This is a genomic window from Mucilaginibacter sp. R-33 (assembly GCF_049949235.1).
Classification (GTDB): Bacteria; Bacteroidota; Bacteroidia; order Sphingobacteriales; family Sphingobacteriaceae; genus Mucilaginibacter.
In genome coordinates this window covers 75455-98936 of record NZ_CP188089.1, presented here as the reverse complement: position 1 = coordinate 98936, position 23482 = coordinate 75455, and the positions used below count along the sequence as shown (strand labels likewise).

The 23482-nt window shown below is 38.3% G+C and carries 24 protein-coding genes; all 24 read right to left on the bottom strand.

Translation table 11 applies throughout. The features are described 5' to 3' along the window. Positions 1–2: 2 nt before the first annotated feature. On the bottom strand, positions 3–1118 hold the full coding sequence (gene gmd / locus ACP26M_RS00465; protein WP_426585179.1) for a GDP-mannose 4,6-dehydratase: 1116 nt from the start codon (positions 1116–1118) through the stop codon (positions 3–5). Between the two features lie 62 nt (positions 1119–1180). Beyond that, on the bottom strand, positions 1181–2044 hold the full coding sequence (gene rfbA, locus ACP26M_RS00460; protein WP_426585177.1) for a glucose-1-phosphate thymidylyltransferase RfbA: 864 nt from the start codon (positions 2042–2044) through the stop codon (positions 1181–1183). Positions 2045–2055: 11 nt separating this feature from the next. After that, the gene (rfbD, locus tag ACP26M_RS00455) at positions 2056–2919 is read right to left on the bottom strand and encodes a dTDP-4-dehydrorhamnose reductase (RefSeq protein WP_426585175.1); all 864 of its coding nucleotides are present in this window, start codon (positions 2917–2919) and stop codon (positions 2056–2058) included. 40 nt (positions 2920–2959) lie between these two features. Further along, the gene (gene rfbC / locus ACP26M_RS00450) at positions 2960–3514 is read right to left on the bottom strand and encodes a dTDP-4-dehydrorhamnose 3,5-epimerase (RefSeq protein WP_426585173.1); all 555 of its coding nucleotides are present in this window, start codon (positions 3512–3514) and stop codon (positions 2960–2962) included. A 26-nt stretch (positions 3515–3540) separates the two neighbouring features. Next, a complete protein-coding gene (gene rfbB, locus ACP26M_RS00445; protein WP_426585171.1) occupies positions 3541–4599 on the bottom strand; it encodes a dTDP-glucose 4,6-dehydratase in 1059 nt (352 codons plus the stop codon). 16 nt (positions 4600–4615) lie between these two features. Then, positions 4616–5464, bottom strand: coding sequence for a polysaccharide lyase (locus tag ACP26M_RS00440; RefSeq protein WP_426585169.1), 849 nt, complete (start codon positions 5462–5464; stop codon positions 4616–4618). A gap of 52 nt (positions 5465–5516) precedes the next feature. Beyond that, positions 5517–6710, bottom strand: a complete 1194-nt coding sequence (locus ACP26M_RS00435; RefSeq protein ID WP_426585167.1) for a glycosyltransferase family 4 protein — start codon at positions 6708–6710, stop codon at positions 5517–5519. A gap of 9 nt (positions 6711–6719) precedes the next feature. Next, a complete protein-coding gene (locus tag ACP26M_RS00430; protein ID WP_426585165.1) occupies positions 6720–8030 on the bottom strand; it encodes a nucleotide sugar dehydrogenase in 1311 nt (436 codons plus the stop codon). A 3-nt stretch (positions 8031–8033) separates the two neighbouring features. Then, positions 8034–9977 carry an alginate lyase family protein gene (locus tag ACP26M_RS00425; RefSeq protein WP_426585163.1) on the bottom strand — a complete coding sequence of 648 codons (1944 nt, stop codon included), beginning with the start codon at positions 9975–9977 and terminating at the stop codon, positions 8034–8036. Then, positions 9974–11047, bottom strand: a complete 1074-nt coding sequence (locus ACP26M_RS00420; protein ID WP_426585161.1) for a glycosyltransferase family 4 protein — start codon at positions 11045–11047, stop codon at positions 9974–9976. The genes ACP26M_RS00425 and ACP26M_RS00420 overlap by 4 nt, the downstream gene beginning before the upstream one ends. A gap of 13 nt (positions 11048–11060) precedes the next feature. Then, complete coding sequence (locus tag ACP26M_RS00415) at positions 11061–11552, bottom strand: serine O-acetyltransferase (RefSeq protein WP_426585159.1); 492 nt, start codon at positions 11550–11552, stop codon at positions 11061–11063. A 143-nt stretch (positions 11553–11695) separates the two neighbouring features. Continuing rightward, a complete protein-coding gene (locus tag ACP26M_RS00410; RefSeq protein ID WP_426585157.1) occupies positions 11696–12181 on the bottom strand; it encodes a serine O-acetyltransferase in 486 nt (161 codons plus the stop codon). A gap of 10 nt (positions 12182–12191) precedes the next feature. Next, complete coding sequence (locus tag ACP26M_RS00405; RefSeq protein ID WP_426585155.1) at positions 12192–12770, bottom strand: serine O-acetyltransferase; 579 nt, start codon at positions 12768–12770, stop codon at positions 12192–12194. A gap of 3 nt (positions 12771–12773) precedes the next feature. Next, positions 12774–13889, bottom strand: coding sequence for a glycosyltransferase family 4 protein (locus tag ACP26M_RS00400; protein WP_426585153.1), 1116 nt, complete (start codon positions 13887–13889; stop codon positions 12774–12776). 52 nt (positions 13890–13941) lie between these two features. Beyond that, the gene (locus ACP26M_RS00395) at positions 13942–14922 is read right to left on the bottom strand and encodes a glycosyltransferase family 2 protein (protein ID WP_426585151.1); all 981 of its coding nucleotides are present in this window, start codon (positions 14920–14922) and stop codon (positions 13942–13944) included. Beyond that, on the bottom strand, positions 14855–15745 hold the full coding sequence (locus ACP26M_RS00390; RefSeq protein WP_426585149.1) for a hypothetical protein: 891 nt from the start codon (positions 15743–15745) through the stop codon (positions 14855–14857). Before ACP26M_RS00390 ends, ACP26M_RS00395 begins: the two co-directional genes overlap by 68 nt. A gap of 393 nt (positions 15746–16138) precedes the next feature. Continuing rightward, positions 16139–17650, bottom strand: coding sequence for a polysaccharide biosynthesis C-terminal domain-containing protein (locus ACP26M_RS00385; protein ID WP_426585147.1), 1512 nt, complete (start codon positions 17648–17650; stop codon positions 16139–16141). Positions 17651–17656: 6 nt separating this feature from the next. Further along, positions 17657–18853, bottom strand: a complete 1197-nt coding sequence (locus ACP26M_RS00380) for a polysaccharide pyruvyl transferase family protein (RefSeq protein WP_426585145.1) — start codon at positions 18851–18853, stop codon at positions 17657–17659. A 25-nt stretch (positions 18854–18878) separates the two neighbouring features. Then, positions 18879–19553: a cyclase family protein gene (locus ACP26M_RS00375; protein ID WP_426585143.1), complete on the bottom strand. Its 675-nt coding sequence runs from the start codon at positions 19551–19553 to the stop codon at positions 18879–18881. Between the two features lie 7 nt (positions 19554–19560). Continuing rightward, a complete protein-coding gene (locus tag ACP26M_RS00370; RefSeq protein WP_426585141.1) occupies positions 19561–20013 on the bottom strand; it encodes a YhcH/YjgK/YiaL family protein in 453 nt (150 codons plus the stop codon). A gap of 11 nt (positions 20014–20024) precedes the next feature. Then, on the bottom strand, positions 20025–21086 hold the full coding sequence (locus tag ACP26M_RS00365) for an AroB-related putative sugar phosphate phospholyase (cyclizing) (protein ID WP_426585139.1): 1062 nt from the start codon (positions 21084–21086) through the stop codon (positions 20025–20027). Further along, positions 21079–21837: an SDR family NAD(P)-dependent oxidoreductase gene (locus ACP26M_RS00360; RefSeq protein WP_426585137.1), complete on the bottom strand. Its 759-nt coding sequence runs from the start codon at positions 21835–21837 to the stop codon at positions 21079–21081. Before ACP26M_RS00360 ends, ACP26M_RS00365 begins: the two co-directional genes overlap by 8 nt. Positions 21838–21844: 7 nt before the next feature. After that, on the bottom strand, positions 21845–22447 hold the full coding sequence (locus ACP26M_RS00355; protein WP_426585135.1) for a D-sedoheptulose-7-phosphate isomerase: 603 nt from the start codon (positions 22445–22447) through the stop codon (positions 21845–21847). A 31-nt stretch (positions 22448–22478) separates the two neighbouring features. Then, positions 22479–23471 carry a Gfo/Idh/MocA family protein gene (locus ACP26M_RS00350; protein WP_426585133.1) on the bottom strand — a complete coding sequence of 331 codons (993 nt, stop codon included), beginning with the start codon at positions 23469–23471 and terminating at the stop codon, positions 22479–22481. Positions 23472–23482: the final 11 nt, after the last annotated feature.

Below are 23482 nucleotides of genomic sequence, written 5' to 3'. Positions count from 1 at the left end.
TATTACTCAAATTGCTTTCTAATGCTGTAACCCGAATCTTCCAGCAGCTTTTCACGTTTGAACAGATCGACATCGGCAGCAACCATTTCTTTCACTAATCCCTGCAAGTCATACTTTGGTTCCCAACCTAATTTTGTTTTTGATTTGGTGGGGTCGCCTATCAAGAGATCAACTTCGGTGGGACGGAAATACTTTTCATCAACTGCAACTATTTCTTTCCCAATCTGAACGTTGAAATCTGGATCATTACAGTTAACCACGTACCCTTTTTCATCAGCACCTTCACCTTTAAATTCAACTTCAATACCTACCTCTTTAAAAGCAAGACGTACAAACTCACGTACACGTGTGGTTATACCAGTAGCTATTACATAATCTTCGGCAACTTCCTGCTGCAGTATAAGATACATAGCTTCAACGTAATCTTTGGCATGGCCCCAATCGCGTTGAGCATCAAGGTTACCAAGATATAACTTATCCTGTAGCCCCATAGCGATCTTAGCAACTGCACGGGTAATTTTACGGGTAACAAATGTTTCGCCCCGTAAAGGGCTTTCGTGATTAAATAATATACCGTTGCAGGCATAAATACCGTAAGCTTCGCGATAATTTACCGTGATCCAATACGCGTATAATTTAGCAACTGCATAAGGTGAGCGCGGGTAAAACGGCGTAGTTTCCGATTGCGGAACAGCCTGCACCAAACCATATAATTCCGACGTTGAGGCCTGATATATTTTAGTCTTTTTCTCGAGCCCCAGGATGCGTATAGCTTCTAATAAACGCAGGGTGCCAATGCCATCGGCATTAGCTGTATACTCAGGTGTATCAAAACTTACTTTAACATGTGACATTGCTCCAAGGTTATAGATCTCATCGGGCTGCACCTGCTGAATTATACGGATCAGGTTAGTGCTATCACTAAGATCTCCATAATGCAATATCAAATTTTTATTAACATCATGAGGATCCTGGTACAGATGATCAATCCTATCGGTATTAAATAGGGAGCTACGCCGCTTAATACCATGAACTATATAATTTTTGGAAAGTAATAATTCAGTCAGGTATGCGCCATCCTGCCCGGTAATGCCTGTAATTAAAGCAATTTTTACCATTCAATCATATTTATTGGGCTTCTAATTTACAACGATATTAACGTTTATAATATTAACAGTTTTTATTGTTGCGCAATACCCTGAATATATTTACCATAGCCGCTTTTAATATATTTTGTGGCAATAGCCTGAAGTTCATCATAAGTTATATATCCCATCCGGTAAGCAATTTCCTCAATACAGCCGATTTTGGTAGCCTGTCTTTTTTCAATTACCCTGACAAATTCTGTGGCGTCACTTAACGAATCAAATGTGCCAGTATCAAGCCATGCTGTGCCCCTGTCCATTACGCCCACAAAAAGTTGCTGTTTTTCAAGGTATACTTTATTTACATCGGTAATTTCATATTCGCCCCTTGGCGAAGGCGGAATATTTTTGGCTATTTCAACAACCTGGTTATCGTAAAAATATAAACCGGGAACAGCATAATTGGACTTTGGTTTAAGCGGTTTTTCTTCGATAGAAAGTGCTTTAAAATCTTTATCAAACTCCACCACACCATAACGTTCCGGATCAGCTACCGGATAGGCAAAAATAGCTGCTCCGTTTACATCGTTAAAGCTTTGAATAAGGGTGCTGAAACCGGATCCATAAAAGATATTATCCCCAAGCACCAGGGCTACTTTATCACTCCCAATAAAATCGGCGCCTATTACAAAGGCCTGTGCAAGTCCGTTAGGCACTTCCTGCACTGCAAACTCAAAACGGCACCCGAGTTCACTCCCATTGCCCAGCAAGCGTTTAAAACCAGGCTGGTCTTCGGGGGTTGTTATAATCAATATTTCATTGATCCCAGCCAACATCAATACCGACAGAGGGTAGTAGATCATTGGCTTATCATAAATAGGCATCAACTGCTTACTGATCGCCTTTGTTATGGGATAAAGACGGGTTCCGGAGCCGCCTGCCAGGATAATTCCTTTCATAGTCAATTTTTTTATTGTGCCGATTGTAATGCGTTAATACAAACTATAAGGCTGTCCCGCCAGTAGGGTATTTGTAAACCAAAGGTATTCCTGATCTTAGCTTTATCCATTACCGAATATGCGGGCCTTGTTGCCTTTGTAGGATATTCACTTGTACGGATAGGGTATACCTTAACCTGTGTTCCAGATATATCAAAAATTCCTTTAGCAAAATCATACCATGAAGTTACCCCTTCATTGCTGTAATGATAAATGCCATAATTTTCCGAGCCTGAGATTATAATATCAAGTATGGCACCGGCAAGATCAATGGCATAAGTTGGTGTGCCAACCTGATCGGCAATGATCTTTAATTCGTCCCTGTCGGCGCCAAGCTTTAGCATCGTTTTCACAAAGTTATTAGCAAACTCAGAGTATAGCCAACTGGTGCGGATAATAAAATGCTGCGGCAAAATAGCTGCTACATCTTGTTCTCCCTCAAGCTTGGTAAGCCCGTAAACACTTATAGGTTCAGCAATATCATCCTCACTGAGCGGGTTTGGGTTATTACCCTCAAAAACAAAATCGGTTGAAATCTGCACCAACGCAGCACCATAAGCCTTACATTGAACCGCCAGGTTAGCAGCTCCGGTTTTATTGATTTTACGGGCGAGTTCTACCTCGTCTTCGGCCTTGTCAACCGCTGTATAGGCAGCACAATTGATGACATAAGCCGGCTTATATTGTTCAAAAACTTTAGCCAGCAAGTCAGTATTCAGAATATCGGCCTCTGATTCGGGAGGGAAAGAAGTGGAGGTTACACCCTTTAACAACGCAACTTTTTTTAAACACTGACCAAGTTGCCCGGACGCGCCGAATACTAAAATATTTTCCATATTAAGATTGACAGGTATTTTTCAAAAACAAAAATAAACTTTAAAAGCCAAGATCACCTGCATCTTTTAAAAATGGCAGTTGCAGGTCCTTTTCTGATACCAGGAGCTCAGCTGCCGGCATGCCCCAGTTTATATTCAGGTCAGGATCGGCAAAGTGCAAACCTCCTTCGGCTGCTTTATTATAGTAATTATCACATTTGTATTGAAAAATGGCAACATCGCTCAATACAATAAACCCATGTGCAAAGCCACGCGGTATAAAAAATTGTTGGTGGTTTTCTTCAGAAAGCAATACTGCGTGATATTGACCATAGGTAGCCGACTTTTGCCTTAAGTCAACAGCAACGTCTAACACCTCACCTTTGGTTACCCTCACCAACTTTGCCTGCGAGTGCTCTCCTTTTTGAAGGTGCAACCCTCTGAATACGCCTCTTGTTGAAAAAGATTGATTGTCCTGAACGAAATTCACCTCATATCCAACAGCGTTATTAAAAGTTTGTGTATTATATGATTCAAAAAAATACCCCCTGTCATCGTTAAAAATGCGTGGAGTAATAATTATACATCCGTCTAGTGGTGTGGGTGTTATGGTCATAAATATCTTATACCTGTTTAACTGAATTAATTGCTTGCGTACTGATTATCATAATAGCTGGCATATGCTCCACTTGTTACATTATCCAGCCATTTTTTGTTTGCCAAAAACCAATCAATGGTTTCAGAAAGTCCCTGTTCAAAAGTCACAGACGGTTTCCAGCCAAGTTCGCGGTTAATTTTTCCGGCATCGATGGCGTACCTCCGATCATGGCCCGGGCGGTCTTTTACAAAAGTAATCAGTTGTTTACTTGTTCCGGCTTCACGTCCAAGCTTTTCATCCATTTGCTCACAAAGCAAGTGTACAAGATCAATGTTTTTCCACTCGTTAAAACCGCCAATGTTATAGGTACCTCCTACTGTTCCTTCATGAAATATCAAGTCGATAGCAATAGCATGATCTTTAACAAACAGCCAGTCACGTGTGTACTTTCCGTCGCCATAAACAGGCAATGATTTATTATTGATAATGTTGTTGATCATCAGCGGTATTAGTTTTTCGGGAAAGTGATATGGCCCATAGTTGTTTGAGCAGTTGGAAACTACTACTTTAATGCCATAAGTATCATGATATGCACGTACAAAATGATCGGATGACGCTTTGCTTGCGCTATACGGTGAATGAGGATCATAGCGGGTTTCTTCGGTAAAAAAGCCTTCACTACCTAAAGCACCATAAACCTCATCGGTAGATACGTGGTAAAACAGGTGCGCACCGTAATTATCCTTCCACTTATTTTTTGCTACTTCAAGTAAATTTACCGTGCCGATAACATTGGTATAAACAAAATCCATCGGGCTTAAAATTGATCTGTCGACATGCGACTCAGCAGCCAGGTGAACCACGTCTGTAATCCCAAACTTATCAAAAACATTACTCATAGCATCTCTATCAGTAATATCTGCTTTTTCAAACTTATAATTGGGGGCGTTCTCTATGTCTTCCAGGTTTTCCAGATTTCCGGCATAAGTTAGCGCGTCAAGATTAACAATTGTATATTCGGGATATTTCGTAACAAACCGGCGAACTACATGTGAACCAATGAAACCGGCACCACCGGTAATAAGGATTATTTTTTTTGACATAGTTTAAATTTTTTTTTTAATTAACCTCGGCACTGTCATTACCGGGTTTCACTTTATCATATGAGCCGTTACTTCCGGCCACGGTTATAGCATCTAAGTAAATAACACGCTTTGTTGCCACTGTAGGCAATTCTGCCCAGCCTGGTTTGTAAATGCCCAATTTAAGGTAAGGTCCTTTTTCATTGACCTGATTGATCCACTTATACATGGTTGAGCCATGATAATCAACCAAAACCTTACCATTTCGCCAAATTTTAACCGAGCCGTTTTCGTAATCAAAATTAACCTTGATTACCCAATCGCTCCATTCACCTTTAGGGACTGAAAATCTTGCAAGGTAGTTTGATTTTCCATATGCTGACGGGACATCTCCGGTTCGTAAAACTACACGTAAGCTATCGCCTTCAACGTAAGCCGCAAGTGGCGGGCTTCCACCTCCGGGGCCATTTACGGCACCATGAAACTGCCAAATAACGTCCTGATTCCCCTTCAAATCATTTTCCCAATCGTTTGGAATATATTCACTAAAACCAACCCACCAGTCGCGCCCCATTGTAAATTCTTTGAACCTTGTATTCATTATTTCAGTCCGCCGGTTACTTTGTCTGCTCCAATCAGCCTTCGCAAGGCTTAATTTTAATGAGCGCCCGCCCCTAAACCTGCTTTGCTCAGATGTTACTTCAACTGAATTACCGGCAGACTGCAAACCCCAGTTTGATATTTTAGGACGTCCGCCCATCAAACTCCGGTTAAAACTTGTTTTATTTACTGTTTTTGAACCTACCGAATCCTGCGGCGGTATAAAAGCCAATAGTGTGCCTCCCAAAATAAGCCCGGCTAAAGCTTTAATCAACGTCTTTTTCATGTTTACTAAATTTGTTATTACAGCAATAAATCAAAATTCAGTATAATGGTGACTATTTTCCTGCAAATACCTTCTTATAAAAATCGATAAGCTTTTTACTTTCAAATTCCCAGGAAAGCTCATTCACTACACGATTATATCCAAATTCAGACATGCGGGCCCTCTCTGCAGGATTATCAAGTAACCAGCATATTTTATTTGCAAAATCATCAGGATCTTTTTCATCAGCATACAACGATGCCTCCTGTGCCGAAAAACGTCCCTCTTTTAAATCATACTGAACTATTGGTTTTTTTAACGCCATATACTCCATAATCTTATTCATAGTTGAAAGATTATTCATTTCAGTGGGTTTATCGGGGTTAACGCAAACGTCGGCTGTATTTAAAACATCAACTAAAGTTGCGTCATCAACACGGCCATAAAAATCAACGTAATCCTCAAGACCAAGTTTTTGGGTTAATACTTTCAAGTTTTCAACCTCGGTACCACCGCCAACTATAGCAAACTGAACATCCTGCCGTTTTGCTATAATTTTTTGTGCCGAATAAAGCAACAAGTCAATACCTTCCTGCTCGCCAATAACTCCCACATAACCTATTAAAAATGTTCTTCCTTTTTTATAGACTACATTGCCCGCAGTAAGTTTAAGCCTGTCAAGCTTTGGGCCGCTCCTGATTACGGTAACCTTGTCGGCAGGCATACCGCCACGCTCAATTGCTATTTTTTTATAGCTTTCATTTGTTGCGATACTGAAATTAGCCGCTTTAAAAGTTAATTTTTCGGCGAGGAGCAAGAAATTATAAAAAAAACCTTTCTTATTATACTTAGCTATATAAAGTTCGGGGTTGATATCGTGATGATCAAATACGTATTTTACACCAAAAATCTTAAAAAAGATGGCGACCAAAAATATCAGATCGGGAGGGTTACAGCCTTGTATTACATGAAAACGTTTCTTGAAGTATATTTTCCAGCTTAGTACAAACTCCCAAAACAAGGCTGCACTGTATTCTAAAAGATACCCTAAGGCACCGTCAGCTTCAAGCGGCAGATAATGCCGGTAAATATGGATTCCGTTAAGACATTCATATTTTTCGGTGTATCCCTTCATTTTTGGGCATATCACTGATACCTCTGCCCCCTGCTCTTTAAAAGTGTTGGCCTCCTGCCATACACGCCTGTCAAAAGGAAGAGGTAAATTTTCTACAACAATAAGTATATGTTTGCCTTTCAGATCCTGCATATAATTTAATTACCAGTTAATTCCTCTATAGTTGTTATTGGCGATGATTTTAGGGCTATTAATTTTAACCATATCGATAATGGTTTTGCCAGACACATTTTCGAGCTTTTCAACAAACTCAAGTTCCTTATTGCTTATAATTATCAGATCACTTTCCTGAACAAGCTTATCCAGATCACTAACCATAAGGCGTGATAAGTGAGGAATACGGCTGTCTATATAATCTTTGTTTTTGCCCGTAAGTTTAGCAATGTGAACATTTTTATCATAGATTTGAATATCAAACCCGCGGCCTAAAAGGTTCTCCACAATTTCAACAGAAGGACTGTTACGGAGATCGTCTGTACCTGCTTTGAAGCTCAGGCCTAAAACTGCAATTTTTTTACCGAAATATTTATTAAGCATACTTAGTGCGCGCTGCTTTTGGTATTCGTTGGTTTTATCGATGCTATCAATCACCGGCACTGATACGTAAAGATCATGAGCAAGTGTTTGCAAACCTTTCAAATCCTTAGGCAAACATGAACCGCCATAGGCAAAACCCGGCTTAAAATAGTAAGGAGATATATTCAACTGTTTATCTTTGCAAAAGATATCCATTACTTTATGTGAATCGATATCAAGTGCACTACAAACGTTACCAATCTCATTTGCAAAAGAGATTTTGAGCGCATGATAGGTATTGTTAACATACTTCATGATCTCTGCGACTTTCACATCTGTAACAATAACTTCGGCGGGTAACTGATCATACAAACTCACCATCAACTTGGTAGCTTGTTCACTATTACTTCCAATTAGTGTAAGCGGCGGGTTATAGTAATCATCAACAGCAGTACCCTCTCTCAAAAATTCGGGATTGTCAACTACTGCAAAATCAATGTTGTTTTTTTTGCCGGTCCTTTCTTCAATAATACGCGAAAACTTCTCGCATGTACCCGGAAAAACAGTTGAGCGTATTGCAATAACGTGAAATTCGTTTTTACTCTTTAACACGTCACCTATATTTTCGGCAACTTTAAAAATATAATCAAGGTTAAGGTGCCCTTTTTCAGATGAGGGGGTACCAACTGCTACTATTGAAATTGTTGTATTTAAAATAGCCTGAGCCACATCCTGTGTGGCGCTTATGCGACCAGCTTTATGCTGTTCGGCAATAATTTCATCTATATCATTTTCAACAATTGTTGCTATGCCACTATTGATCTGTGATACTTTACTTTCGCTCACATCAACACCAACAACGGTGTGACCATTCTTTGCCAAACAACCGAGGCTTACGCAGCCTACATATCCAAGTCCGAAAATACTAATATTCATAAGCTATAGAATTTTTATAATGGTGTTAAATGTCATTGAACTGTTCAATGATAAATTTCCTATTAAAACAGATGATGGCTGTTTTATCATAAATGACGGTGAATACCATGCAAGGGGGGCATCGGCCTGCGCGGTAATAACCTCCCATTTAAAAGCCGGGTCAACTGTTAATGACGCGATGTTTTCGTGTGATTCCTTTTTTGAAATTGCAACTTCATTACTGTTTGCCAAAGCCGATACAAGGGGATGCAAATGGAAAGGCATTTTCAAATCAACAGAAATCCCTTGCTTCAGCGCTATCTCATCAGTAATATAAAAAACCTTATCACTGCTGTTATATTTAACAGTTCGCCTGTGCCTTACCCCCATTTTATTATACCCGTCATGACTTGCCTGTACCTGAGCTTCTGTACCGTTTATAGCAGCATCTTCGACGATACATTTAAAATGGTTTAACCACATGGTAGGACCCGCCAGTTGAGCCTGATCTTTGTTATTTACTGTTATTGTATTGTGAGCAAGAGTACTGACAAAGTATTTACGCCAGGCCGGGTGGGTATGATATGTAAATGTTCCGGGATCAACCAAAACCGGCAATCCATCGATAGTTAAAGTAAACGATAACGCATCGGCATGGCCGTGTGCTGCTATGGATAAAAAACCAAGTGACGCTGCATCCATATGCGCATAAACCTCTTTATTGGCAGCCGTATAATCTTTGAAATAAAAATGCCCTTCTTCCTTGTAAAATTTACTGACAGGTTTATATCCAGAGACAGGTAACTTATCCCATACTGATTTTCCGTTAATATAGGCAGTAAGCAATGCGGTTTTTATATCCCATTCAGCGTCTTCTCTTTTAAATGAGCTGTTATTGAATAAAATTGCCGCTGTACTTAAAATCGAAATAAAATTATTACTGTGCGTATTACCGTCGGGCAGTATCAAGCGACCGTCATCTTCATCGCCATATTTGGGGAAAGCACCCTTGATATCTAAAAACTCATTTATGTAATTAACAATATTAATGAGCATGGTTTTATAGGCAGGGCTAAAGCCTTTTCCATATTGTTCAGCAGTTACGTAGCTTAATAAAAAGAAGTCGGTAATAAACTGAATATATTCTGCAGCTTCTTCCTTATTGATACCATTTGGCGAATGCTGCAAAGCGATTTCTTTCTCCAGTCCTTTACGTGCATAATTATTCCAATAGGCCGACTCTTTGAATTTCCATAAACTGGTTGCTAAAAATAAACCGGCATATTCAGATATCAAGTGGTTATTAGCCGAGGAATAAAAAGACGGGTTATGATATGAATAATAACAATGTTTGTAAATAAGCGGTACCCAAATATCACTTTTGAAGCGGGTGTAACTTTCATCATTTAAAAATGTTTCATCATCGGCAAGTAATAACCAGCACCAATACCAGTTCATGAGCCGGATATTAACTTCAATATTACTGTACCAGTTTACTCCTTTAAGATACGGATTTTGCTTGTCCCACTCTGTCATGATACTCACAAAGCGGTTGAGTAAAGTAACATCTCTGGTATGTTTATAATCCAAAAGCAACGGCAACAGAAATTGCAGCCTGTTAACTTCCCAAACAACCTTTGCACTTCCGTAAGCATCAGAACGCATATTAATTTTCTTCGAAAAACTCATTGGAAATGACTTTCCAGACGACACATCGAGGTGAAAATCCAGGGGATCACTGATATTAACGGAATATGCAAAAAACTTAAAATCGTTTTTTGAGGAAACTGCCGGAAGGTCGGCAAATTTAATAGCCGGCGGTAATTCAACAGTTAAAAGTTTCCCTTCGGGGACTTTGGGCAGCAGCTGTTCTCTTTTTATTAATAACTGCTGTTTTATCCGATAACCCCACTCTGGTAGTGATATAGTGCGGGCCCTGTTAATAAACCACAATAATTTGCTTTTCATACTATACTGCTATACAAATTATTAAGTTCAACAATCAATTTATCGGGCATATAATCTTTTACTATTTCAAGTGAAGCTTTTTTCATGTCAGCGAACTGCAGGTCATTTAGCTCCTGTATTTCATTGATAGCTTGCTCAAGCGCAGGAAGATCTCCCGGTGTTACAAGAAAACCGTTAACCCGGTTCTTTACCACTTCAGGAATTCCGCCCACATTTGAAGCTATTACCGGCATTCCGTAGCTAAGGGCTTCGAGAATAGAGATAGGTAACCCTTCATTATATGAAGGCAGCAGCAATACATCAGAAGATGACAACGCTTTATGCTTTATCGTTCCATCAACCCAGCCAATGTATTTTACGATATCTCCAAGCTCATTATCTGCTATTATTTTTTTCAACCTGTCAATGTCACCATCGCCGCCAATGTGTATCTCAAGTTTGCCCCTCCATGCCTCTTTATTATCGTTTACCACATTAAGCACATCAAATATGCCCTTACGATCGCCAATTCTGCCTAAAAATAAGAAACGTGTTTTGCCACCCGCCCTGGTTGGCTGCAGTTTTGAGAGATCAGGATACGGGATCACATTTTTTATGGTAATCAGGTTTTCGGGGGCAAAAGTTTCATTGTAATAATCATACCACTTTGGCGATAGCGCAACTACAACATCGGCTGCCTTAATTGATTTATTGCACAGCCATTTATAAACCCCATTTCCCTTTTTGTAGTAAACATCAAATGAGCTGGCATGCAAATGGTAAATAACCCTTTTTGAAAAGATCTTTTTTGCCAGGAAAATAATTATTGATTTTCGATAAACACTGGCTCCATGCGAGCCATGAATATGCACCACCTTTATAGCTTTATCTTTACCTAAAACAGATGATATACTAAACAATGAGCCAACAAATACCAATGCTTTTCTTAGCGGATTAACTGCTTTAAAAGATGGAACAAATTTAAAGTTGCCCAGATAGCTTGCATAAACGTCAAGTACTGCACCTATCCCTCCCCTGTGATTTTTGTGGTCGGGGCCAATGTATAATATGTTTTCGAAGTTGTTGTTCAAGACAGGCAGTTTGTTATTTTATTAAAAAATCAATATATCCCTCTTTAAATGATTCGTTTTTCATAATATCGTAATCAAGAGTAGTTACATCGCCAAGTATTTTAGCCGGAATGCCACCTACAATTGCATCTTTTGGAACACTTTTGGTGACCACCGCATTGGGTGCAATAATTACATTGTCTTCAATAATCACAGGGCCGGATATTACCGCCCCAGGCCCAATAAATACTTTATTGCCAATTTTAGGCGCGTTTTTATAGGGGCTTTTACCCACAATTTTAACACCGGCGCCAATACTGCAGGCTTCACCTATAATCGCTTTGCCATTAATTAAAACACCAATACCTCCATATACACAAAAAGTACCTTTACCTATTGGTGTTTTGTGCGAAATTTTTGAGTTGTATATAAGGAAAATAAAAAGTGTAATTAAACTTGGGAGAAGAGGGATTTTATGCGAATAAAGATAGTAAGCGATTCGTTGAAAAAATATGGCGTTAGGCATCGGGGGTAAAGACTTTTAAAAACAGATTTTCAATAGATAGTATTGCTAAATTACATTTTTTTTATTGATATCAATAAATTATTTTGATAAATGCAATTTTAATGAATTTAAAGTTTAATTTTTATAAAGCTTCCATTAATTAATTAAGCATTTAAATATTTGATCACTTTTGCCGGGTTACCTGCAACAACCGCAAAAGCAGGCACATCTTTCACAACCACCGAGCCTGCTGCAACTATAGCATGATCACCTACTGTAATTTCACCAATTATTACCGCGTTAGCGCCAATTTGTACATTATTCCCTATAACTGGTGAGCCGCCATTTACTTTGGCATTACCTATAGTGGTGTTATGCCTGGCTATTACATTATCACCAATTATAACAGCGCCATTAATCACAAGCCCTTGCCCATGGTAAACATTAAAACCAGAGCCTATTTTGGTAAAATCAAATACATCTATCCCCATAATCCACTGAATAATAATGCGGTATAGCAACCTTACCGGAAGCCCAACGATTTTTAATGGCAGATTGCGGGTAAAAAAAGCACTGGTGCGAAAAAACAGTAAAAAGAATATTCCTTTCGAGTTACCATTCAGCAATTTTATCTCTTTAAAAACATTCATTATAATTTAATTAATCAGTCGGAATATCTCTTTTTATTATCCTTGCCGGAACACCTACCGCTGTGCTGTTGTCAGGTACATCCTTTACAACCACGGCATTTGCTCCAACATCTACATTATTACCAATTTTTATTTTACCGATCACCTTTGCACCGGCAAAAACACGCACATTATTACCGATGACAGGGTCTCCGCCATGTGCAGATCCTACGGTTACCTGTTGCAGTACCCAAAAGTTTTCGCCAATTGATTCGGCCGATATTATGCATGAAAAACCATGAGCTATAAACAACCCTTTACCTATTTTTTTTGTATTTATGTAAAGGGTATTCATTTGAGGGCACAAAAATTTTATTACACGGCTGGCATTGCCCATACGATAATAAAAAAGATTCCTGAACTCGGGTTTATATATCAGGAAATGTAAAAACGCGCTTATGTCCGAATGTTTTTCTTTGTGGTATAATTCCTTCCACCTTAAAAGGTCGCCGGCAAATAAAGGGTCGGCTTTAAGTTTAAACAGAAGTATATGAAATATTAACCTTGACGAGTTTATAGCAAAGAAAATATTTTTAACAACCCTTTTCATATGTTAAATATTGACTGATTTAAACATGTTTTTATATTTTTCAACTATAACATCAAGCGAATAATTATCATTTACATATTTGCGTTGCGCTTCCATTAGCCTACCATAGTTTTCGGCATGAGTATTAATCGCATTGGTCATTACACGTTCCAGATCCTTTACATTTTCAGGCTCAAATAAATAACCAGAAACACCGTCTTTCATCTCATCGGCAAAGCTGCCTATTCTTGAAGCAATTACAGGAGTATTATAGTTAAATGCAATTTTCAGCGGACCACTTTGCGTAACCACTTTATAAGGTAAAACAAGGTAGTGGTACCGGGCAAACATATCCGAAATTTCGTCGTTTTTAATAAATCTGATATCGCACGTAAATATTTCAGGATAGCGTATCTTTTGTTGATAAAAATCCCAGTCTGGACAAGAGCCCGCAATAACTATCCTAAAGCCACGCACGCCCGCTTCGTATATATTGCAGGCAGCTTCAATTAACAAATCGATGTTTTTACCGGGCTTTACGGTACCGAAATTAAAAAAAACTACTTCGTCTTTAACCAAACGCTTATCTGTATCACCAAAACTTTTTAAGGCCAAATTAATGGTATAAACCTGTGTTTGGGGGTACAGTGCTTTAAACAATTTTGACTGTGCTTCGGAAAAAAGCTGAACATATTTAAACCTTGAGTACGCAAACTTGTAACTGGCTTTGAAAATACTCTTAAATGAAAAGCCGCTATGTACTGATCCCTGGTGTGCCGTAAAAATTGTTTTGGCCTTATCAAGCAATAAAACCGCAGCAATTGCAAAATAAGGTATAGCGGGATGATCAATGTACATAATATCGGCCTTCTCCCGGTTCATTCCTTTTAGCAGTTTATAAAAAAGAGCAAGGTTACGCGGGTTTCTTACACGATATTTATAATAAGTATAATGGATATGCAAATTTTCAATACCTTCCAGATACTTAAGATCAGCCACCGAAAAGCGGCTGTTTTGTTTCAGGAATATAACTGTCCAATGTATTTCGTATTCGCCGCTCAGGGCAAGCTGATGAATTACATTTAAATCACAATCAATAAAATAATCGGGTGTTAACCAACTGATACGTGTCTTTTTCATATGATAGAGTTATAGGGGTATTTTTCACCCGTTCATTAAGGCAATCGCATTTTTATTGTGCCGATGAAAACTTTTCTTTTACCTTTTTCTTTTTTAGGTGCTCAAATACAGCAAACAAAAGCTCATTTAACGTAAACTGGTATTTTTTACGAAGTTTATACCATTTATACGCCGAACTTAAAATGTTTTTATTTAGTGAAAATGCTATAGTGTTAATCTTCTTTTTTTGCAGGTACTTTTTTAACCCTTTTGAAATATTATCATAAACTAAAGCATCTTGTTCTGATGCAGGCTTTTTAGCCAGGAAGTTATTAAACCAGGTACTAAGCTGCATAACCGCTTCCATTTTCATTTCATTATTGCCTGTACTTGATATGGTTAAGCTGTTAACCCTGTAATTAAACACAGGTTTATTTGTATGAGCAATGCCTTTTTCACCACTTGCAATATAAGCCGATACATCATCCGAAAACCAAGCCAATGGGAGGTAAAAAAAACCCCCGCGTTTTTTCAAAGCATCTGTGCGATATAAAAAATCGGATATGTATTGCACCCTGAAACTGTTTATACGGTGCCAGATATTTTCATAAACTGATTCATACTCGGGCCATGAAGGAGTAAGCATCACAGGTTTTGAGTTTTCGTTTATCAAGCGGGTACGACAGTGATAAACATCCAGCTCCGGATATTTTTGAATTAGCTTATCAAACTCCTCTAAATAATCAGGCTCCATACTGTCATCATCGCCCATCAACACAAAAAACTCTCCCTCTGCTTCATTCAGGCATTTATTCCAGTTGTTTACTACATTTAACGCACCTGTATTAGTTTCGTTAACAAAGTATTTTATCCTTTCGTCATCAAATTGTTTAACAATGTCCCCAAGTGGTTCAGGAGAGCAATCGTTAATTATTATTAACTCAAAATCGGCATAGGTTTGGTTCAGTATGCTGGAAATGCATTCCTTAAGAAACTTGCTCTTGAACGCTGGTATCCCAATGCTGAACCGACTTTTGTGCGAGTTTTTTTTCATAAGATTTATCAACAAAATACAGCAGAAAGCAATAAAAAGGTATTGATCTGCCATTTGAATAAGATGTTACCAATACCAATATGATTATTGAATAATAAAAAAACAATCGGAGATATTTGTCTTCTTCGAGGTAATACCTCTTTCTTAAACCCTTGATGTTAAAGGCGATAACATTTAAAATGTAGAAGATTCCAAATTCATTAAAAGAGCCGATAATACCGATATCACTCAAATAAAATCCAAGACTTGTAGCGGTATTTTTTAACTCCAAGCCATAGCTTGAAACGCTGTGGGCGCGTCCGTTACCGAGAAATACGGCTGTCCAGTGAGGCCAGTATTCAAACATAAAATATTGTGCACATAAAATCCTTACGTCACCATCTTTGTCATTAAACTGGTCACTTGTAAGCTCAATAAATTTGCTGAACAGCACATCCCGGTAAAAAATAAGAAATGTAGCTACAATGGCGATAAATATAATTGCAAGCACTTTTGTTTTACCGCTCTGCATAAATGCAGTCATGATAATAACCAAAATAAGAGCAATAGCAAACTGACGCGTACCAAAATAATAGAACCCGATTAATACGAACAATACATACAGCAGGTATTTGAATATTTTGGTTCTTAAAAATTTGTCAAAGAAATAAATAGCCACAAATTCACCAAAATCATATCTTGATAGCTGAAACCTGTAAATACCGGCTCTTAATATTGACTTACCCGTTTCTTCATCATCAGTTCTGGTAAAAAAGTAATAAACAGGATAGGTAAACTGTTGAACTATAGTAAGTGTAGCCCAAACAATACCTACAAAAGTCATCAGCCCTATTAATTTTTTAACCGGCACATTATAAATATGGAGTAAAAAATAAAAAAGCCAATAAAAGTTTGTTCGCAATATTAACAGGGAAAGATAAAATGGCTGATCGTGATATACAAACGCACCAAACATACTTATGACCGGAATAAGCATGAATAAAACTACATTATCCTTAAAAATTAGTTTTTTCCCTTTTATCTTTTTATAATTTACCCAAACAAAAAAGACGAGGAAGAAAAGTACAATTAATTCAAGCGCGTCATATATATTTTCAGGAATAGACTGAAACGACCAAGCCCTTATACTTACTATTGTCAAAAGAACAATGAAAAAGTATATCCCCCCTTTTTTCTTTTGCCGCCCTGTTACCAAATCAGTCATACTTAACTTTTTCTATACTAATTTCTTCCACAAAACTTTCAATTCGGCCGGCTTTACTATGAACGCGGTACAAAGCGTAAAAAACACAACAATCATAACTATTGTATTAATTATAAGTAAAACAGGCAGGCTACGCGTGTGAATCATATTATCCATAAGATGAATCAAAACGTATGGCACTATCCCTATTATTACCGCAGGCAAAAACGACTTAAAGAATATTTTCACCGAGCTCAAATCCAAAATCTTAGGCACATAATAAAAATAGTAAAAACTTATTTGAACTACCATATAGCCGCAATAGCCAACCATAGCCGCGCCCATACCATAATTAGCAGTTAAAATTGCCGTTAATACCAATGAAGCGATACATGAAAACCCTGAAGAATAGATCAAGAACTTTGTTTTCCCTGTTGATAGCACGAGGCTGGCTATAGGCGTTAAATGCATTTGAAGCAACTGCGTAATTAAACCAATTATTAGCCATAAAGAAAGATGCTCATATTCCTTGCCCACATACAGGTGTAATATAATTGTGGAATTAACCATCAATACAAAGATCATTATCGAAGAAAATATTGATATATACTTTGTACCGGTATAAATCAATTCTTCAATCTTCTTCTTTTCGTTAAGCGCCAAGCTCCTTGATGTAATTGGCAATAAAACCTGGAAAAATACACCGCCCAGCGTATTAACCAAAATAATTATGGTTTGAACAATGCGGTAATCTGTTAAAATTTGTGTGCCTTTAGTAGTGAAAATACCCAATACAATAGGGCGTAAACTATCGGCCGAATAGGTGAAAATACTCATTATGAATATCCCCATACTATAACCCAAAATCTCTTTAAATGCTTTACCATCCCATTTTGGCGTAAGCAGCCTGCCTATTTTTATATTGGTTTTGGTAAGCCTGATTGTATTTAAAGGGATTACTATTACCGTTGAAAGAATATACAACAGAAAATATACGGGCAGAGAAATCTTTAATTTAATAGCCACAAACGCGGTTATAAAATTAAAGATGCTGCTTATTGCCAGCGTCGCATTGATCCAACCCAATTCACCGCAGGCTGTTAATAATTGCCTAACAACAAAAGACATCCAGTTAAATATAGTACTGGCGGCCAAAATATACATCATCCATGCAAAAACTGTTGTTTGACTTGGCGGAAGATGGAAAAAATGATCCGAATAATAACCTGTTATGATAAAAATTATCGCGTTTATCAATCCAATTACACCATAAAAAACAAGGCTTGACTGTGCTACTTTTACTACTTTTTCCTTTTCGTCGTTTGCAAACCATATCGAGAAAAAGCGCACTGCTCCGGTTGTCATACCCAAATCCATTAGCCTCAAATAGGCATTCAATGAAAACGCCAACGCAATTAAACCATAATCGGCTTTTCCATAAAAACCAATAAGCATAGGAATGGTAACAAATTTGGCTATGGCATCCAGTATTTTAGCCAACATGCCCCACATGGAACCCGAGATAATCTTTTTAAAAGTGCTCATATAGTTTTATGCTGATGCAAGTATCATTTTTTTAATGTTATCGAAGCTTTTTTCAATTTGCTTAAATTGGTGTTCCCTGCTGGCTACCAACTCACTTTCGGGCACCTGGGTTAGTACGTCAAAGCGTTTTGGCATCGCATCAAATTCAACTACTCCTTTGAGCGATTCAACACCCCAGGTATTTATGTAGCTATCCAATTTTTTTATCCTCACACCAATATAAGGCACGTCAAAACTCATGGCAGTTATTGCACCATGCAGGCTGGTACCTATATAAGCATATGAGCTGCCTATCAGGTACATAATATCCCAGATAGTAACTTTCTCAAAAAAGTTTACCGGCACATCAAGCTGCTCTTTTATCTTTAGAAGAGGAATATGGTCTTCATGGCCTAAAGCCACGCCAATTGGGCATAAAACAATTTTCAAATCATGTTTCCTGGCTATCTCTGAAAGCTTTTCTGCAATAAGTGTTTCTTTGTTGATAGCCGACCCTTTGTTTGATTGAAAATAAATGTATTTCTTTTTATTTTGCTTTACATAACTTAAAATCTCGGGGGTTACCAGCTCTTCAAGTTTGCTTAAAGGAAAAAACTTTGACATGATAATTGCCGAATCGGGAAACAGGTTGACAGGGATCCCCCTGTTCGCCATTACATCATAAGTTTTTTTATCACGTACTGCAAAATAGTCTGCTTTTTTCAATTTACCTTCAAGTACAGCAAACTTTGAAAAAATCTGATCATTTATGCTTGAACCACCCAATGAATTCAGAATAACGTGATCAACACCTTTGAAATCTTCCTTAGCAAATATTAGCGGCAAATTTGTTTGGCCTTTAAGTATAAACCTGGCAATGCGATTAAGGTTAATAAAACGGGTTAGCTGCCTGTGATATTTATTAACCACGGCAAAACTGCCGCTAATACTTGAGAGCAAACCGTTCCAGGTAGCATTGATTGACTCGCCTCCGGCAATAATTACATTTACTCTGGCATTAACGTTATTACATTCTTTGTAAAATGAAAGTATATCAAGAGTTTTTTTTCCACCTACCTCGCTCAAATCACTTTTAACCAGGCCAAAATATTCAAACTCTATATTGGGATTATATGTTTTAAGCTGTTGCTCAATAATAAGCGGAAAAAGGAGATCGCCATAATTATATCTGTCAAATGCTCCCAAAACAAGTACCTTATTCATCGTCTTTTTTTTCTTTTAATGATTTTTAAGAAGGGGTTGCAAATACGGTAACGGCTCCCCCATTGCCGTCCTGAACAAACAATGGAGCAACTATAACAGTATTCAGCTTACCTGTTACTTTTTTTAAAGACATATCCTCAATTACAAGGATGCTCTTTTTCCCATTTTCAGGGCAAAGGAAAGCTTTGTGGCTTAACCTGCCTTCGGGACGATATTGATAGGAGGTTAGTGATATAAAATCAAATCCTACACAACGCAAAGCCGGAAAATTATTTCTGAAATGGTCAGCAAGTTCCGGAGCCAGCCCGGGGTTATTGTTCCAATATTTTTCTTCGTGCCTGTATTGTTCAAACCCTGTGCGGATGAGCAACAACTCGGTTTCGGGATGGATTGTTCCGGCATTGATAACATCGTTAATACCTATCAGCTTAGCCTCGGTGGCAGGGATATCAATGAACGAAACCTGATTGAAAATAAAATCATCCAGCGGGATCTCGAAGGTTTTTGCTCCATTTTCGCAAAAATGATAAGCAGAATCCATATGAGTACCTATATGATTATTTGAGAAAAACCAGCTTGAAGTATTAGCCGTATCCCCGTTACTTATTGACGAATTAGCTTTTATTGTGATCCTGTCCTTATTACCATAAGCAGGGGTATCTTCTGTAATAATATGTGAAAGGAGGATGCAATTCTTCATGCTCAGCTTAAATAGCTATTTTAATAGTGATCTTCTTAATAAGTTCGGGTTTATCAACGTAATGTTGAGGGCCATGCCCATCTTCAGGGAACATAATTGCAAATATGCCGTTGCCTATGTCAACTGAAGTTCCCTGTGGCGACGGGTCTTTATAAAAAGTGCGGTCGTGCTCCTCACTGTAAGGGATATTTACGTTCATCCCTTCAATAGGCGACCATTTAACCCTTTCAAGCCCTCTTACCGGGTATTGAATGTCAATAACATGTTTGTGAGCTTCATACCCACGTTCAAAATTTTCGACAGTGTGATATTCACTTACAATGGCTTTAACGTTTTCGCTAATTTGATATACACCAATAGCAATATCAGGATCGACGTTTTGAAGGTATTGTAAGCCTTCATATATATCAGCAGATATACCTTTGTATATGTCAATGTTTTTTAATTTATCTACAATCATGGGGTAATATTTTAAAGTTCGTTTTCGAAATATTCTTTAAGCCAGCCAACAAATTCCTCGTCCATAGCCCGCATATCCCTGAATATTTTGCCGTAGCCTTTATTTAGTATCAAGCCAAGGGTTTTGCCCACGTTCTTCTTATCCTTACTCAGGGCAACAGTAAATTTATCAAGTTCGATATCGTCAATGTGGGTACCTTCCCATATCTGGCTGGTTAACTCCCTGATATAATCCCTTGTTTCGGCAGATATATAACCTAATTTAACAGATACAAAGTTTGCCATATCCATACCACGGCTTACGGCAATGCCGTGCGGGATCCGATAGTTAGTTAACGATTCAATAGCGTGACCAAAAGAATGACCATAATTAAACACCAAACGTTCATTTTGATCAAATTCATCACGCTCTATATATCCTTTTTTAATTTCAAGGCTTCGGTTAATGATCCCAGCCAGCACTTTTTTATCGGTAAGGGCATCATTATATTCACGTTTAAAGCGTTCAAAATCAGCCTCGCCCGATACGATAAAATAATGAAGCATTTCGCCCATTCCTGATTTTATATCGGCAAGCGGCAGGGTATCCAAAAAATGTAGATTGATAAAAATTTGATTGGGCGGGTAAAATCCTCCTAACTGATTTTTAAAATTCTTGAAATTAATAGAGGTTTTGCTGCCTATACAGCTATCACCCTGTGCCAGCAACGAGGTTGGAAAAAACAACCACTTTACGCCCCGGTACATGATGGACGATATAAAAGCTGTGGCATCCTGGGTAATCCCCCCTCCTATTGCAACCAGGCGATGATTTTTGCGAAAGCCATTCTCAATAAGATCGTTGATAATTGGCTCAACACCCTGATAGCTTTTTACAGATTCATGCGCATCAATACCTATGTGCCTGTATTGAGCCAGTATTGGTTCAAGTGTATCGGCATACAAGGCTTTTATTTTATTATCGATGATGATAACATCACCCTCCTTAAGTTCATCAAGGAGCGTTTTTTGTGTATCCTCAATAAATGTTACACTATAATCATGAATTATAGATTTTACTGTAAAATTATACATTGGTGTATCCTCCGTCAATTATTAAATTTTGCCCGGTCATATATGAATTTAAATCGCTGCATAAAAACAGTATAAGGTTTGCTATTTCAACCGGTTGCGCAAAACGCTTAATGGGCACCATATTACTTAATCTTTCAATCTCTTCGGTAGTATTGGTTGCCAGTGTGAGCTCAGTTTCTGTAAATCCCGGCCCTACCGAGTTAACAAGTATATTATGCTCTGCAAGCTCTACAGCCAGTGTTTTGGTAAGGCCGGCGATAGCATACTTGGTGGTAGTGTACAATGATCGTCCGGGGCGGGTAATCGCGCTCCATATAGATGTCACATTCACAATGCGACCATACCCATTATGCTTCATCAGCTTACTTATTTCCCGGCAAAGCAAATAAGGCCCTTTAACATTGATATCATTCAAAAAGTTAAAATCGTCCAGGGTGGTTTCGGTATTATAAGCAACACGGTTTACGCCGGCATTATTAACAAGCACATCAATTTTACCGACAGAAGCAACCTTATCAAGGAAAACAGCACTGCTTTCCGGATCCGAAAAATCAACCTGGAGGTAGCTCACTTCTTCCATTTTGTTTTCCTGATTAAGCTTATCAACCTCAGCCGCCTTTGTGCCCGTAAGGATAAGCGTTGCGCCCGCTTCAATAAAACGATTAGCGATGGCTTTCCCAATACCACGGGTACCACCTGTTATTAATACCACCTTACCGGTAAGATCAATACTGACTCCAGAAGTACTCATCCCGTAATTATTCTGCCAGGGCTAAAAACTCTTCATCTTTTGAAAGGTAGTTCACAATAATATGGTTTAATATCATGTGAACATCCTCGATTGGGCCATAATCGCCTTTCGGGTTTGGCGTATACAATGGTACTGTACATATTTCGTTAAGCTTACCGCCTAAAAAGCCAACAAAAGCAATGGTTTTACCACCCAGTTCGTTAGCATATTCAGCTGCTTTGACCAGGTTTGGCGAGTTACCGCTTGCGGATATTGCTATCAAAACGTCGCCTGCAACAAACTGACCACGCATTTGCTCAACAAATACGTCTTCAAAATTATTGTCATTACCAATAGCAGTAATCATTGGCATGTTATCAGTTAAGGCAACAATTTTAGGACGGAATTTTGAAAAATATCGTACGAAAAACCTGAAATCGGCCTGCATATGTGAAGCCGTTGCAGCGCTGCCGCCATTACCTACCACATAAATAGTGTTTTTGCTTTTAAAAGCCTCAATAAAGGTGGTAACAACTTCACCCAGTTTTTCAGGGTCAATTTTGTTTAAAATGTCGGTTAAACGGCCAACATAATCCTGTAAGTAATCTTTTAATAAACCTGTTCTTTCCATTTTATAATATTTTAAGGGGGTAGTCAATAAATTAAAAATCTTTTTGCTCGTAAACCTTATCAATAATGGTCATTAGTTTCAATGCATCATCTGAGCTACCGTAAACAACCGGTGAATGATTAGCAACACATTCAAAAAAATGATCCATTTCATAACGCCAGCTGTTGTTATTTACATATTTGGTAACAACCTCATCCTTCCAGGTTGCAGCAGGCGCTGTTGAACGGTTTTTGGCTATTGACAAAGTTTCTTCACCATATGACATAGTCGAAGTGATCAAGCCATTTAATACCATGTATCCTTTTTCGAGGAATATTTCGAGTGAAAAAAGGTGGCGCCACTGCGACATTGTTGAGTGTAATGAAGCAACCTTGCCTGTTGCTGATTCTTTAAGGATAACGAAGGCGTTATCTTCAACATCCATGTGCCAGTATAAATTTGACACTTCGGCCTTTACAACATCAAAATCGCCTGAAAGAAACAGGAAAAGATCCAGCATATGAATACCCTGGTCCATGAGGATTCCACCACCGGCAAGCTCCTTTTTAGCACGCCACTGATTAAAATAATCTTTAGTTACACTTTTTCCATAACGGCCGCGTAGCCAAAGTACTTTACCATATTCATTACTATCAATTAAGCGTTTCATATGCAGCACACTGTCATGATGGCGATGGTTAAAGCCATACATCAATGTTTTTCCGCTGCGCGCTTCAGCTTCTTTAATCTCTACGATATCGGCGGCAGTAAACGCAGGCGGTTTTTCACAAAAAACATGTTTACCCGCATTAAGGGAACGAATAGTTAGCTCCTTGTTTAAAAAGTTAGGCGTACAAACAATAACGATATCAATTTCAGGGTTATTGATGATATCTTCATGGCTTACATTTGGGATACCATCTTCTTCGGCACCAATAGATGGCTCAGATATAGCCACTATTGTCCCTTTTTTTAATTCTTCGATAGCAGTACGGCGTGTTTTGCCCATTACACCGTAGCCAATAATACCAATTTTGTAATTCATGGGATTAAACT

Coding starts and splice junctions, on each gene's coding strand:
- rfbB (WP_426585171.1), bottom strand. CDS start 4,599: ATGTCAAAAAAAATAATCCTTATTACCGGTGGTGCCGGTTTCATTGGT.
- ACP26M_RS00405 (WP_426585155.1), bottom strand. CDS start 12,770: ATGAAAAGGGTTGTTAAAAATATTTTCTTTGCTATAAACTCGTCAAGG.
- ACP26M_RS00435 (WP_426585167.1), bottom strand. CDS start 6,710: ATGCAGGATCTGAAAGGCAAACATATACTTATTGTTGTAGAAAATTTA.
- ACP26M_RS00440 (WP_426585169.1), bottom strand. CDS start 5,464: ATGAAAAAGACGTTGATTAAAGCTTTAGCCGGGCTTATTTTGGGAGGC.
- ACP26M_RS00375 (WP_426585143.1), bottom strand. CDS start 19,553: ATGAAGAATTGCATCCTCCTTTCACATATTATTACAGAAGATACCCCT.
- ACP26M_RS00360 (WP_426585137.1), bottom strand. CDS start 21,837: ATGAGTACTTCTGGAGTCAGTATTGATCTTACCGGTAAGGTGGTATTA.
- ACP26M_RS00380 (WP_426585145.1), bottom strand. CDS start 18,853: ATGAATAAGGTACTTGTTTTGGGAGCATTTGACAGATATAATTATGGC.
- ACP26M_RS00350 (WP_426585133.1), bottom strand. CDS start 23,471: ATGAATTACAAAATTGGTATTATTGGCTACGGTGTAATGGGCAAAACA.
- ACP26M_RS00390 (WP_426585149.1), bottom strand. CDS start 15,745: ATGACTTTTGTAGGTATTGTTTGGGCTACACTTACTATAGTTCAACAG.
- ACP26M_RS00385 (WP_426585147.1), bottom strand. CDS start 17,650: ATGAGCACTTTTAAAAAGATTATCTCGGGTTCCATGTGGGGCATGTTG.
- ACP26M_RS00395 (WP_426585151.1), bottom strand. CDS start 14,922: ATGAAAAAAAACTCGCACAAAAGTCGGTTCAGCATTGGGATACCAGCG.
- gmd (WP_426585179.1), bottom strand. CDS start 1,118: ATGGTAAAAATTGCTTTAATTACAGGCATTACCGGGCAGGATGGCGCA.
- ACP26M_RS00400 (WP_426585153.1), bottom strand. CDS start 13,889: ATGAAAAAGACACGTATCAGTTGGTTAACACCCGATTATTTTATTGAT.
- rfbD (WP_426585175.1), bottom strand. CDS start 2,919: ATGGAAAATATTTTAGTATTCGGCGCGTCCGGGCAACTTGGTCAGTGT.
- ACP26M_RS00355 (WP_426585135.1), bottom strand. CDS start 22,447: ATGGAAAGAACAGGTTTATTAAAAGATTACTTACAGGATTATGTTGGC.
- ACP26M_RS00410 (WP_426585157.1), bottom strand. CDS start 12,181: ATGAATGTTTTTAAAGAGATAAAATTGCTGAATGGTAACTCGAAAGGA.
- ACP26M_RS00365 (WP_426585139.1), bottom strand. CDS start 21,086: ATGTATAATTTTACAGTAAAATCTATAATTCATGATTATAGTGTAACA.
- ACP26M_RS00430 (WP_426585165.1), bottom strand. CDS start 8,030: ATGAATATTAGTATTTTCGGACTTGGATATGTAGGCTGCGTAAGCCTC.
- ACP26M_RS00415 (WP_426585159.1), bottom strand. CDS start 11,552: ATGCCTAACGCCATATTTTTTCAACGAATCGCTTACTATCTTTATTCG.
- rfbC (WP_426585173.1), bottom strand. CDS start 3,514: ATGACCATAACACCCACACCACTAGACGGATGTATAATTATTACTCCA.
- ACP26M_RS00370 (WP_426585141.1), bottom strand. CDS start 20,013: ATGATTGTAGATAAATTAAAAAACATTGACATATACAAAGGTATATCT.
- ACP26M_RS00425 (WP_426585163.1), bottom strand. CDS start 9,977: ATGAAAAGCAAATTATTGTGGTTTATTAACAGGGCCCGCACTATATCA.
- rfbA (WP_426585177.1), bottom strand. CDS start 2,044: ATGAAAGGAATTATCCTGGCAGGCGGCTCCGGAACCCGTCTTTATCCC.